Annotated in this window: 12 protein-coding genes; 10 read left to right on the top strand and 2 right to left on the bottom strand. The window is 63.4% G+C overall.

Going from position 1 to position 12,638, the window contains the following annotated elements; genetic code table 11:
* Window positions 1–111: 111 nt before the first annotated feature.
* The gene (locus tag DK391_RS10325) at window positions 112–1,062 is read left to right on the top strand and encodes an alpha/beta hydrolase (protein WP_109477920.1); all 951 of its coding nucleotides are present in this window, start codon (window positions 112–114) and stop codon (window positions 1,060–1,062) included.
* Between the two features lie 66 nt (window positions 1,063–1,128).
* Here DK391_RS10325 and DK391_RS10320 read toward each other — a convergent pair whose 3' ends face one another.
* Window positions 1,129–2,559 carry a PLP-dependent aminotransferase family protein gene (locus tag DK391_RS10320; RefSeq protein ID WP_109477919.1) on the bottom strand — a complete coding sequence of 477 codons (1,431 nt, stop codon included), beginning with the start codon at window positions 2,557–2,559 and terminating at the stop codon, window positions 1,129–1,131.
* A 206-nt stretch (window positions 2,560–2,765) separates the two neighbouring features.
* Between DK391_RS10320 and DK391_RS10315 the strand changes: the two genes are divergently transcribed.
* The 6 genes from DK391_RS10315 to DK391_RS10290 all read left to right on the top strand — a co-directional run bounded on the left by DK391_RS10315 (window position 2,766) and on the right by DK391_RS10290 (window position 8,124).
* The gene (locus tag DK391_RS10315) at window positions 2,766–3,941 is read left to right on the top strand and encodes a mandelate racemase/muconate lactonizing enzyme family protein (RefSeq protein ID WP_109477918.1); all 1,176 of its coding nucleotides are present in this window, start codon (window positions 2,766–2,768) and stop codon (window positions 3,939–3,941) included.
* Between the two features lie 84 nt (window positions 3,942–4,025).
* Window positions 4,026–5,063, top strand: a complete 1,038-nt coding sequence (locus tag DK391_RS10310; protein WP_109477917.1) for an ABC transporter substrate-binding protein — start codon at window positions 4,026–4,028, stop codon at window positions 5,061–5,063.
* Window positions 5,064–5,103: 40 nt separating this feature from the next.
* Complete coding sequence (locus DK391_RS10305) at window positions 5,104–6,090, top strand: proline/glycine betaine ABC transporter permease (RefSeq protein ID WP_109477916.1); 987 nt, start codon at window positions 5,104–5,106, stop codon at window positions 6,088–6,090.
* 14 nt (window positions 6,091–6,104) lie between these two features.
* Window positions 6,105–6,926: a glycine betaine/L-proline ABC transporter ATP-binding protein gene (locus DK391_RS10300; RefSeq protein WP_109478019.1), complete on the top strand. Its 822-nt coding sequence runs from the start codon at window positions 6,105–6,107 to the stop codon at window positions 6,924–6,926.
* Window positions 6,927–7,064: 138 nt separating this feature from the next.
* Window positions 7,065–7,769 carry a 16S rRNA pseudouridine(516) synthase gene (locus DK391_RS10295; RefSeq protein ID WP_109477915.1) on the top strand — a complete coding sequence of 235 codons (705 nt, stop codon included), beginning with the start codon at window positions 7,065–7,067 and terminating at the stop codon, window positions 7,767–7,769.
* A 166-nt stretch (window positions 7,770–7,935) separates the two neighbouring features.
* Complete coding sequence (locus DK391_RS10290) at window positions 7,936–8,124, top strand: hypothetical protein (protein ID WP_109477914.1); 189 nt, start codon at window positions 7,936–7,938, stop codon at window positions 8,122–8,124.
* Window positions 8,125–8,168: 44 nt separating this feature from the next.
* On the opposite strand, the gene DK391_RS10285 is transcribed toward DK391_RS10290, so the two are convergent.
* A complete protein-coding gene (locus DK391_RS10285; RefSeq protein WP_109478018.1) occupies window positions 8,169–9,194 on the bottom strand; it encodes an NAD(P)-dependent oxidoreductase in 1,026 nt (341 codons plus the stop codon).
* Between the two features lie 73 nt (window positions 9,195–9,267).
* On the opposite strand from DK391_RS10285, the gene DK391_RS10280 reads away from it, so the two are divergent.
* The 3 genes from DK391_RS10280 to DK391_RS10270 all read left to right on the top strand — a co-directional run bounded on the left by DK391_RS10280 (window position 9,268) and on the right by DK391_RS10270 (window position 12,266).
* Window positions 9,268–10,299, top strand: a complete 1,032-nt coding sequence (locus tag DK391_RS10280; protein ID WP_109477913.1) for a CDP-6-deoxy-delta-3,4-glucoseen reductase — start codon at window positions 9,268–9,270, stop codon at window positions 10,297–10,299.
* Window positions 10,300–10,626: 327 nt separating this feature from the next.
* Window positions 10,627–11,811 (top strand): acetylornithine transaminase, encoded by a 1,185-nt coding sequence (locus DK391_RS10275; RefSeq protein WP_109477912.1) that lies wholly within the window; start codon window positions 10,627–10,629, stop codon window positions 11,809–11,811.
* The gene (locus DK391_RS10270; protein WP_109477911.1) at window positions 11,808–12,266 is read left to right on the top strand and encodes a GNAT family acetyltransferase; all 459 of its coding nucleotides are present in this window, start codon (window positions 11,808–11,810) and stop codon (window positions 12,264–12,266) included. Before DK391_RS10275 ends, DK391_RS10270 begins: the two co-directional genes overlap by 4 nt.
* Window positions 12,267–12,638 lie beyond the last annotated feature (372 nt).

Raw genomic sequence — 12,638 nt, 5'->3', positions numbered from 1 at the left:
GCAGCCGCCAAACCGTTGCGCAACGTGTCCGAAAACTCCGTGGGATAGCGGTTGTCACCCTGCCTTGCGTTCGGTATGGTCGCAGAATCCCGCCCAGCCGATGGAGTCGCCATGTCGCCGAAACGTCTGCTCTATGCCGTTCTCCTGGGCGCGTGTGTCGCCACCACCGGCGTGTTCGCGCAGACGGGACAACCCGCGCCACAGCCTGCGCCTGCTGCGGCGCCCGCTGCCGATGAGGCGCCGCCTCCGCCTGCTGTACCTGCTGCACCCGCTCCTGCCGCTGCCGAACCCGCGCCGCCGCCGCCCGCCGCTGCGCCTGCGCCCGCGCCTCGCCCGAGCGCTGGCGGCGCGCCGCCAAGCGGCCCTGTCAGGAACATCGTCCTCGTGCATGGCGCGTTCGTCGATGGCTCTAGCTGGAACGGCGTGATCGAACGGCTGCAAAAGAAGGGATATCACGTGGTGTCGGTGCAGATTCCGCTGACCTCGCTCGCCGACGATCTCGCCGCCACCAATCGCGTGCTCGCTCAACTATCCGGACCGACCGTGCTGGTCGGCCATTCGTGGGGCGGTGTCGTGATTACCGAGGCGGGCTCGGGACCGGAGGCGTCGAAAGTGGTCGGTCTCGTCTATGTGTCGGCGATTGCGCCTGACGTGGGCGAATCGGCGGTCGATATTCTCAAGCGCGGCCCGCAGATGCCCGCCGGCTCCGCGATGATGAAGGACAGCACCGGCTTCCTGTGGCTCGACCCGGCGCGCTATCACGACGACTTCGCCGCCGATGTGCCCGAAAGCCTGACCCGCGTGCTGGTCGCCGCGCAGCAGCCAATTGCCGCCAAAGCCTTCGAAGAGCACGCCACGCAAGCCGCGTGGCGCTACAAGCCCTCGTTCTATCTCGTGACGTCGCGCGACCGCGCCGTGTCGCCGGAAATCCAGCGCTGGATGGCGCATCGGATCGGCGCGACCATCATCGAGACGCCGTCGAGCCATCTGGTGCCCGTCGCGCATGCGGGCGCGACTGCCGATGCAATCGATCGCGCGGCGAAGGAATTCGGCAAGGAGTGACGCCTGGGCGGCAGACCCTACGATTACGACGCGCAGTCCTTTCGTCGAGTCAGACAGGAACGCGCATCAAGGCGCGTACGACGCCGCCATGCCGCTTTCAAGCCCATGTTCGAGCGTCGTGCGAATCAGCGATAGTCCACGCGCGAGCGCGTCGAGCGAGGTTGCCCCGCTCATGCAGATGCGGATCGCGTGCGGCGCGGCATTGCGGCCGATCACGAAGCTGTCGGCTGTTTTGACGAGCACGCCTTCCTGACGCAGCGCCGCCGCGAACTCGGCCGCGCGCCACGGCTCGGGCAACGGCAGCCACAGGTGCGAACTGGTCGGCGCCTGCCGGTACGTGACCCCTTCGAGCGCGGCGTTGGCCACTTCGTGCTCGGCGTCGATACGCACCCGCTGCAAGCCATTGAGCCGGTCCATCTCGCCGCTTTCGATCCAGCGCGACACAATCTCGGCCATCAGCGGCGCGGTCATCCAGCAGTCACTGCGGATCACCGCGGCAATTTTCGAGCACCACGCGCTCGGCGCCTGCAGATAACCGACCCGCAAACCCGGCGCCACCGATTTCGACAGCCCCGCGATCAGAAACGCCTGCTCCGGCATGCGCACGGCGAGCGGTTCCGGCGGCGTTTCCAGCAGCATCGCCGGCACGATGTCTTCGATCAGCAGCACGCCATGCCGTTGCAAGATTTCGGCGACAGCATCACGCCGTTCGGACGACATCGTCGCCGTGGTCGGGTTGTGGATGGTCGGCACACAAAAGCTCGCGCGCGGATGCAGCGACTTGCACGCGAGTTCCAGCGCGGCGGGCACCAGCCCTTCCTGATCGATTTCGACGCCGACCAGATGCAGCCGCAACTGCCGCGCGAGCGCGATGAAGCCTGGATAGCTGACCACTTCGGCCAGCACGGTGTCGCCGGGACGCGTGACGGCGCGCAGCACCGACGCGAGCGCATGTTGCGCGCCCTGCGTGACGAGCACGCGCGCGGCGCTGGCCGGACTGCCCGCGCGCCCAAGCCACGCGGCGCCCGCCAGACGATGGCGCATCGAACCCGCTTCCGGCGCGTATTGCAGTAGTTCGGCCGCAAGGCGCTGATCAGTGGCGACATCGGCGAGGGTGGCGCAAAGCGCGGCAGCTTCTTCCGTCGATTGCGGCACGTTCTGGCCGAGGTCGATCAGCGGCGGCGCGCTGCCCACGCCGGGACGCAGCGCCGCATAACCGTTGGCGACCGCCGGCAACTCACGCGAGCGCGCCTGCGCGACGTACGTGCCGTCGCCGACCCGCGCATTGGCGAGACCCTGGCGCTCGAGTTCGGCGTAGGCGCGGCTGATCGTGCCCGTCGTGACTTTCAGTTCGCTCGCCAGCGACCGGTGCGGCGGCAGCTTCTCGCCGGCAGGCAACTGGCCGTTGAGAATGGCCTGCGCGAACGCGCGCGCAATCACCTGATATTTCGGTTCGCTGCCCGCCTCGATTCTCGGCAGCCAGGCATTCATCGCCATGATGCGACGGTCTCCGGAGTTTGTTGAGTTGTGTCATTCGGATGATACGCAACGCATATCCCAGAATTGGATGCAGTCATTTACTTTTATTGAACCGATTGAGTTGCCTGCGTCACCTTCATAGCATTGCGTCATTCTTATCCCATTCGATACGCATTGTGACCGCATTGCATGCGGCACTGCGTCAATTCAGGAGGAGACGCCTGATGGATCGTGAAGCAAGCGAGGCTGTGAGCTGTACCGCTCAAGCCACCCGGATCACCCGGATCGAAGTGACGCACCATCAGCTGGTGCTCGATCCGCCTTTCCCCGCCTCGTGGGATAGCCAGCCGCGCCGCAAATTTCCCGCGACCATCGTGCGGGTGCACGACGATGCCGGTCATGTCGGCATCGGTTCCGGCGACGCGATGTACGGTTTCGCCGACTACCAGCATCTTTTTGTCGGCACCGATCCACTCGATCTCGCGCGCCATAGCGCCGTGCTCGACAACATCGGTTTTCATGCGGGCCGTCCGTGGCCGCTCGATATCGCGCTGTGGGATCTCGCCGGAAAAATCCGCGGCGAGGCGTGCTGGCAGATGGCGGGTGGTCGCAGCCACCGGATTCGCGCGTATGCGTCGAGCGGCGTGCACCGCCGTCCCGATGAAATGGCGCGCATGGCGCTGCATGTCGCGGAACGCGGCTTTCCGGCGCTGAAAATCCGCTTTGGCCGTCCGCAACTGAAAGACGATTTCACCGTGCTCGCCGCCGTGCGCGACGCCGTCGGCGACAGGCTCGAACTGATGGTCGATTGCAATCAGGGCTGGCGCATGCCGTGGGACACGGCCGCGCCGTGGACCTTCGACGAAGCGCTCGCCGTCGCGCGCGAACTGGAACAGCAGCGCGTCTACTGGATGGAAGAGCCGCTGCACCGCGGCGACTACGACGGCATGGCGCGGCTGCGGCAAACGGTGTCGCCGGCATTGCGCATAGCCGGCGGCGAGATGACGCGCGAGCGCTACGAGTTCGACCAGATGCTCGCACGCGATTGCCTCGACGTGTACCAGCCGGACGTCGCCTGCTCGCTCGGCATGGAAGGGCTGCGCAAGCTCGCGCAGGCCGTCGAGGCGCGCGGTAAGGTGTTCACGCCGCATACGTGGGGCAACGGCATCGGCCTTGCCGCCAACCTGCATCTGACGGCGGGTGCCGCGAGCGCGCCGTTCATCGAATTTCCGTACGACCCGCCCGAGTGGTCGATCGAACGCCGCGACTTCATGTTGAGGAACCCGATCGATATCGACAGCGAAGGCTGGATCACGCTATCTGATGCGCCGGGCCTCGGTCTTGCCATCGACGAAGACATTCTCGCCGCGACGCTCAGTTCCAGCAGCACGTACGGCTGACGCCGCGACGCAAGCAATACACGCAACGCAACGAAAGGCGCTCCACGACAGCGCCAGACATCCAATCACAATCGGAGACACACCATGCAGATCAGATCCCTGATGCGCGCCGTCACGGTCGCGCTCGCCGCCGGCGCCTTATGGCCCGCCGCCGCTCACGCCGGTACGTGGTGCTCGGCAGGCAAGCCGGTGCGCTTTGCGGGCGTCACGTGGGAAAGCGGTTCGTTCACGTCGGAAGTGCTGCGCTTCATTACCGAAAAGGGCTACGGCTGCAAGACGGACACGATCCCCGGCAACACCGCCGCCACCGAAACCGCGCTGTCGCGCGACGATCTGCAGGTGTGGTCCGAACAGTGGACGGGCCGCTCGGAAATCATCGCGAAAGCGGTCGCCGATGGCCACGTGAAACTGCTCGGCGACACGCTGCCGGGCGGCACCAACGAAGGCTGGTTCGTGCCCGAGTACGTCGTGAAAGGCGACGCGAAACGCAACATCAAGCCCGTCGCGCCGAACCTCGTTTCCGTCACCGATCTGCCGAAGTACAAAGGCGTGTTCGAAGACGATGAAGAACCGGGCAAAGGCCGCTTCCTGAATTGCCCGTCGGGCTGGGATTGCGAGCGCGTGAACCGTCGCTTGCTGAAGACCTTGAACCTCGACGATTCGTACACCGACTTCCGTCCCGGCACGGGCGCTGCGCTCGATGCCGCGATCGAATCGGCGTATCAGCGCGGCAAGCCTATCCTCTTCTACTACTGGGAACCTGCTGCGCTGATGGCGAAGTACAAGTTCGTCCAGCTGAAGATGCCCGCCTTCAACCAGAAGTGCTGGGACACGCTGCGCGCGGATAACAGCACGTCGCAATGCGCGTCGTCGTATCTGGTTTCGCATCTGAAGGTGGGTGTGTCGACGCCGTTCTATCAGGCCGAGCCGCAACTGATGGAAACCTACTCGAAGGTCAGCTTCCCGATGGACTTCCTCAACAAGACCATCCTCGATATGACCAGCAAGAAGATCGACGGCCAGACGATGGCGAAGCAGTTCCTGCGCGACCATCCGGACATGTGGAAGGCATGGGTGCCGACCGACGTCGCACAGAAGGTTCAGGCCGCGCTGGCCAGCTGATTCAGCAGCGACGCGTGATGACGCATCGGAGGGTTTCAATATGAATTCGATCTTTCTGCATCTGTCGATCGCCGATTGGGTGAACGACCATGTGCAATCGTTCGTCGCCGCGTATGGCGACAGTTTTCACGACTTCAGCACGGCGCTGCTGCGCTACGTGCTGGTGCCGCTCGAAGGCATGCTGCGCGCGACGCCGCCGCTGGTGATCCTGATCGCCGTCGGGCTGCTCACGCTGAACGCGACGCGCCGCATCGGCATTGCGGGCTTTTTCGTGCTGCTGCTGTATGTGATCGGCTGCTTTGGCTTGTGGGACAAGCTGATGCAGACGCTCGCGCTGATGCTGGTGGCAACCGTGCTGTCGGTGGTGCTCGGCGTTCCGCTCGGCATCTGGGCATCGCGCAGCCCGTGGATGCGCCGCATGCTGCTGCCTGTGCTCGACATCATGCAGACGCTGCCGAGCTTCGTGTATCTGATCCCGGTGCTGATGCTGTTCGGCCTCGGCAAGGTGCCCGCCATTCTTGCGACGATCATCTACGCGCTGCCGCCGCTGATCCGTTTGACCGATCTCGGCATCCGTCACGTCGATGCCGATGTGGTCGAAGCGGCACGCGCATTCGGCACGACGCGCTGGCAGTTGCTAATGAACGTGCAGTTGCCGCTCGCGCGGCCCAGCATCATGGCGGGTATCAACCAGACGACGATGATGGCGCTGTCGATGGTCGTGATCGCGTCGATGATCGGCTCGCGTGGTCTCGGTGAAGACGTGCTCGCCGGCATCCAGACGCTCGATATCGGCAAGGGCATGCAGGCGGGTATCGCGATCGTGATTCTGGCTATCGTGATCGACCGGATCAGTCAGGGTTATGGACAGGACCGCCGCACGCGACGCCTCGCTGCGCAGCGCCGCAAGGCGAAGGCGGCATCGCGTGTGCCGTATCGCAATGCAGGCGCACGCGATGAAGCCACGGCAGCAGCAGGCGGTGAAAACGCAACGCAAAGCGGACTCGAAACCCGCACGGCAGATTGACGGAGGGCATGGACATGTCATCGATTGAAGTCAAGAACGTGTACAAGCTTTTCGGCCATGAAGCGGGTCACCGGCGCGTGCTGGATCTTTTGAAAAGCGGCAAGACCAAGGCCGAAGTGCTGGCGCAAACGGGCTGCAATGTCGGCCTGAACGACGTGAGCCTGCATATCGGCTCGGGCGAAATCTACGTGATCATGGGTTTGTCGGGTTCGGGCAAGTCGACGCTCGTGCGCCACTTCAACCGGCTGATCGAGCCGACGGCGGGAGAGATCGTGATCGACGGGTCGGATGTCATCAAGCTCGATCAGCATGGTTTGCGCGAACTGCGCCGCTACAAGGTCAGCATGGTGTTCCAGAACTTCGGCCTGCTGCCGCATCAGACCGTGCTCGACAACACTGCCTATGCGCTGCGCACGCGCGGCGAAGGCAAGGCGGAAGCGAACGAGAAGGCGCGCATGTGGCTCGGCAAGGTCGGTCTCGACGGTTACGCCGATCACTATCCGGATGAGCTGTCGGGCGGCATGCGTCAACGCGTGGGTTTGGCCCGCGCGCTCGCCGCCGATACCGACGTGCTGCTGATGGACGAAGCCTTCTCGGCGCTCGATCCGCTGATCCGCACAGAGATGCAAGACCAGTTGCTGCAGCTGCAGGCGACGCTCAACAAGACCATCGTGTTCATCACGCATGATCTGGACGAAGCGCTGCGCATCGGCAATCGCATTGCGATCCTGCGCGACGGCACGCTGGTGCAGGAAGGCACGCCGAACGAAATCCTCACCAGGCCCGCCGACGATTACGTCGCGCGGTTCGTCGAGCGGCGTTCGGGCGCGCACTGACGCACGTCTTGCGTCTTTGCGGGCGGAGCGACGCGAGGCGGAAGGTAAAATGCAGGCAATGACGGCGTCCTTCCGTACGAAGGACGCCGTCGACGTTTTGATGCATCGCGGCTTCCCGATGCCCTTCTGCCCGCTCCCATGAATCTCGAAAGCGTTCTCTTTTCCCAGGGTTTCGGTTCGCGCCGTCAATGCCGCGCGATGATCGCGGACGGCCGCGTGTCGATTGCGGGTGTCACCCTTGACGATCCCGACGCCGATGTCGATACGAACACGCTCCCGTTCGAAGTCGACGGCACCGCCTGGCCTTATCACGAACGCGCGTACGTCCTGCTCAACAAGCCTGCGGGCTATGAATGCTCGCGCGATCCGCAGCATCATCTGAGCGGGTTCAACCTGCTACCCGCGCAGTTCGCGTCGCGCAATGTGCAATGCGTCGGCCGGCTCGATCAGGACACGACGGGCCTCCTGCTGCTCTCCGACGACGGCCAGTTCGTCCACGCGTACACGTCGCCGAAGCGTAAGGTGCCGAAGGTCTATCTGGCCACCACCCGCCATCCACTCGACGACACCCAACTCGCCGCCTTGCGCGATGGCGTGCTGCTGCATGGCGAAGCGAAGCCGATCGCCGCCGTCGCCGCGAAGGCGCGCGGTGAGCATCTGCTGGAACTGACCGTGCTGGAAGGCAAATACCATCAGGTGAAGCGGATGGTCGCGGCGGCAGGCAACCGGGTCGAAGCGCTGCATCGCGAGCGGGTGGGCGGACTGGCGCTGCCTGACTCGCTCGCCGAAGGCGCGTGGCAATGGCTCACGGAAGCCGACCTGGGCGCACTACGGAACGGGTAAACGACTAGCGCTACGTGCGGCTTGTCGCAAGTCCCTGACACTACGTGGGATTCCGAACAAAACCCCTACCATAACCTTGCAAAAACGCTGCGACGCAGCATGCTTGCTCCGAACGCCCGTCCTATACTCGGATCAACAAACATTACAAAGCAGGCAAGGAGGCGCCATGGTCACACTCGGCAACCTGGCGGTTTCGTACGGGATGATCGCGTTCATCGGGCTCGCGATGCTGATGATCGGCGGCGTGGTCGCCGTCATGCATCTTCGGCACCGATATGAGCCGAACCTGATCGCCGCGCTGATCGGCGCGTTCTGCTGCTTCCTGTTGCTGGAAGCGCTGCCTGCACTCACCTGAGCAGTCCGACTGCCGTTTTCGGGCTTGCCCGCGTCCGGCTGCTGTCAGCCGGCGCGCGTGACCGTGCGCAAAAAATCCTCGACGCTCGGATAACGCAGCCTGACATGCAACTCGCGTTTCAGTCGCGCGTTGATGAGCCGCCGCGATTCGCGCATGAACGACAGCATCATCTCGCCGAGTTGCTGTTCCGCTTCGGCGCGGGTAATGCGCGGCGCGCGCTCGATACCGAACGCGTCCGCGACCTCGTCGAAGTATTCGCCCATTTTCAGCGTCGTGTCGTCCGAGGCGTGGATTACGCGCGACGGACGGCCATGTGTCGTCATGCGCAGCAGGATCGCGGCGAGATCGTCGGCGTGAATGTGATTCGTGTAGACGTCGTCGGCGTCGATGAGCGCGGGCGTACGCTTCTCCAGCCGCGCGAGCGGCAGCCGGTTGCCCGCATAAATGCCCGGAATGCGGGCGATGCTTGCCGTGATCGAACGTCGCGCCGTCGCGCGCCGCAATTGCGTTTCCGCCGATACGCGGCGTATCGCGCGGTCATTGGCGGGCGCGACGGGACGCGTTTCGTCGAGCCAGGCGCCGCCGCAATCGCCGTAGACCCCCGTGGTGCTGGCATAAACGAGGCGCAATCGCCCATTCGGCCGATACCCGGCACGCGGAGCGGGAGCCCCCCCGTCGGGTACAATACTGGATGTTTTGCGTGCACGAATGGCATGCTGCGCGCGCCGCAATCGCCCCGTCGCCACACGGCGGGCGCGGCTGTTACGCGGCGCAGTCAGTGTGGCCAGCAAGGCGCGCGTGCGTGTATCGGTGTCGCCCGTTTTTTGCGGCGGTGCGAGATGCAGCACGGTCGGCGCGAGGCGTGCAAGACGCGAGAGGCTCGCGCGCACGTCCAGATCGCCGACAATCGGCGTGACGCCCGCCGCGCGCAGTTCGTCGCGGCGCTCCGCGTGACTCGTGAGCGCATAGAGACGCGCGCGTCCTTGCAGTTGCCGTACGCAGCGCATGCCCACATCGCCGCAACCGACGATCAGCACGCGCGGCCTGCGCATTGTTCGTGTGGCTTTCATCGTGGACGCATTGTATCTGCGATCCACGACACGCATTGGTGACTGATTCCCTGCATTCGAAGATCGAACACATATGGCATTCAACGTAACGCTCCGGCAGAGTGGCCGGCAGTTTCAGGTAGAACCCGACGAACCCGTGCTGACCGCCGCCCTTCGCCAGGGCATCGGCCTGCCGTACGGCTGCAAGAACGGCGCATGCGGTTCATGCAAGGGCACGGTGGTCGCGGGTGAAGTCGAGCAGCGCGCGCATTCGTCGTCGGCGCTGTCGAACGATGAAAAGACGCGTGGCATGGCGCTGCTGTGCTGCGCGACGGCCTGCACCGACCTCGAAGTCGATATCCGCGAAGTGACGGGCATCGGCGACGTGCAGATCAAGAAACTGCCGTGCCGCGTGAACGCAATCGAGCGCAAGGCCGACGACGTCGTCGTGCTCAAGCTGCAATTGCCCGCGAATGAACGCCTGCAGTACATGGCGGGCCAGTACCTCGAATTCATCCTGAAGGACGGCAAGCGCCGCAGCTATTCGATGGCGAGCGCGCCGAGCGCGGAAGGTCCCGTCGAACTGCATATCCGTCACATGCCGGGTGGCGCGTTCACGGACCACGTCTTCAACACGATGAAGGAGCGCGACATCCTGCGCTTCGAAGCGCCGCTCGGCACGTTCTTCCTGCGCGAAGAATCGGACAAGCCGATCGTGCTGCTCGCATCGGGCACCGGCTTCGCGCCGCTGAAAGCGATCGTCGAACATGCCGTGTTCAAGAACATCACGCGCCCGATGACGCTCTACTGGGGAGCGCGCCGCAAGAAGGATCTGTACATGCTGGAACTCGCCGAGCAATGGGCGCGCGAGATTCCGAACTTCAAGTTCGTGCCGGTGCTGTCCGAGCCGGACGCTGACGACGCATGGACGGGCCGCACGGGCTTTGTTCATCGGGCCGTCATCGAAGATCTGCCAGACTTGTCGGCGTATCAGGTGTACGCGTGCGGTGCGCCCGTGATGGTCGAGTCGGCGCAGCGCGATTTCACGCAGCATCATCGCCTGCCGGAAGACGAGTTCTATGCGGATTCGTTCACCAGCGCCGCCGATCTCGCGAACCCCGTCTGATCGTTGCGCTGTCACGTTGTGTAAGTGAAACCGGCCGGCACTGCGTGAAAAACATGCAAATTGCAGGTTTACACGGGCGCCGGCATTGTCGTATTCTTTCGCGCATGAACCGCATCCTGTCCGAACTTCGACGTCGCCGCTCGCTGCTCCCTTAGGGGCGCCGCTGGCTTCGTCACGGATTCGCGCGAACAACGCGCTTGCAGTTCGAATCATGAAAGCCACGGCATGCCGTGGCTTTTTGTATTTCCGCAGTGCCTTTTTCTTTCCGTTGCTGGGCCATTCTGTCCGAGGCGGATTTTCATCCCTGTTTGCCTGGAGCCTGTAGCCATGAATTTCAATGAGTATCCGATCGATTCGCTGATGTACATCACGAACCGGCCCGAAATCGTTTTCACGCACGGCAAGGGCTCGTGGCTCTACGACAACACCGGCAAGCGATATCTGGATTTCATTCAGGGCTGGGCCGTCAACAGCCTCGGCCATTGCAACGACGGCGTGGTCGAAGCGCTGACGGAACAGGCAAAGACGCTGATCAATCCGTCGCCGGCGTTCTACAACGCGCCGATGGCGAAGCTGGCCGCCCTTCTCACGCAGCATAGCTGCTTCGACAAGGTGTTCTTCACGAACAGCGGCGCGGAAGCGAATGAAGGCGCGATCAAGCTCGCGCGCAAGTACGGCAAGAAGTTCAAGAACGGCGCGTACGAGATCATCACGTTCGATCACGGCTTCCACGGCCGCACACTCGCGACGATGTCGGCGAGCGGCAAGCCGGGCTGGGACACGATCTATGCACCGCAGGTGCCGGGCTTCCCGAAGGCCGAGCTGAACGACATCGCCTCCGTCGAAAAGCTGATCACCGACAAGACCATCGCCGTGATGCTGGAGCCGATCCAGGGCGAAGGCGGCGTGATTCCGGCCACGCGCGAGTTCATGCAGCAACTGCGCGAACTGACGACGAAGCACGGCCTGCTGTTGATCGTCGATGAAGTGCAAAGCGGCTGTGGCCGCGCTGGCACCCTGTTCGCGTATGAACTGTCGGGCATCGAGCCTGACGTGATGACGCTGGCAAAGGGTATCGGCAGTGGCGTGCCGCTGGGCGCGCTGCTGTGCAAGAAGCATGTGGAAGTGTTCGAAGCGGGCGACCAGGGCGGCACGTACAACGGCAATCCGCTGATGACGGCAGCGGGCTATTCGGTGATCTCGCAACTGACGGCGCCGGGTTTCCTGGACGGCGTGAAGGCGCGCGGCGAGTATCTGCGTGCGAAGCTGCTGGAACTGTCGGAAGAGCGCGGCTTCCTCGGCGAGCGTGGTGAAGGTCTGCTGCGTGCGCTGCTGCTCGGCAAGGATATCGGCAATCAGATCGTCGAGAAGGCGCGCCTGATGGGCCCGGACGGTCTGCTGCTGAACGCAGCGCGTCCGAATCTGCTGCGTTTCATGCCCGCGCTGAACGTGACGACGGAAGAGATCGATCAGATGATGGCGATGCTGCGCTCGATTCTGGATTCGCTGTGATCGAGGCTTTGACTTCGACTGTATCGATCCGCGTGTTCGACGCGGGCGATACGGACGATGTGATTGCGCTTTGGCTCGAAGCGTTTCCTGAGTATCGGGATGCTTCGAGGCCGCAGCGCAATCCGCATCTGTCTATCGCGAATAAACTCGCTACGCAGCCTGAACTGTTCTTTGTTGCCGTTAAAGACGGCAGTATTGTCGGCACGGTGATGGCCGGGTATGACGGGCATCGTGGGTGGATGTATTCGCTCGCTGTCGATGCGTCGTCAAGGCGACTCGGAATCGGGACGCAGCTGGTTCATCATGCCGAAGCGGCACTCACCGCGCTGGATTGTCCTAAGGTGAATTTGCAGGTGCTTAGCGCCAAGGCTGATGTGAGGGGGTTTTATGAGTCCCTCGGGTATCGGGCTGATGAGGTAATCAGTCTTGGGAAGAGGTTGGGAGCTATAGCGTAGCTGGGCGGTTGCGTTTGGTTTTCGCTGGCATCCGCGATTTGCTTTCGTGCTTGATGTGTTGTCCCTGTGCGGGCGGCACCTGGCTTTGGTTTGTCTTGCGGTGCTGGGTTGGGTTGCTTGTGGGTTCGCTGGCATCCGCGTTTTGTTAGTGGTTCTTCATGCGTCGCCCCTGTGCGGGGCAGCACCTACTTTTCTTTGCCGCGGCAAAGAAAAGTAGGCAAAAGAAAGCCGCTGAACACCGCCAACCCTTGTAGTTGCCTGCGGGTCCCCCACTGTTCTTATCCTTCACACGGCATCACTCTTCTTGATGCCCGCTGCCAACGCTCTTTAAGAGCGCATCACCCGCTTCACACTCCCGCGTCTCAGCGGGCC

The organism is Paraburkholderia sp. C35, from assembly GCF_003121405.1.
Classification (GTDB): Bacteria; Pseudomonadota; Gammaproteobacteria; order Burkholderiales; family Burkholderiaceae; genus Paraburkholderia.
The sequence above is the reverse complement of the archived record's forward strand: the minus strand, read 5'-3'. Positions and strand labels throughout refer to the sequence as shown.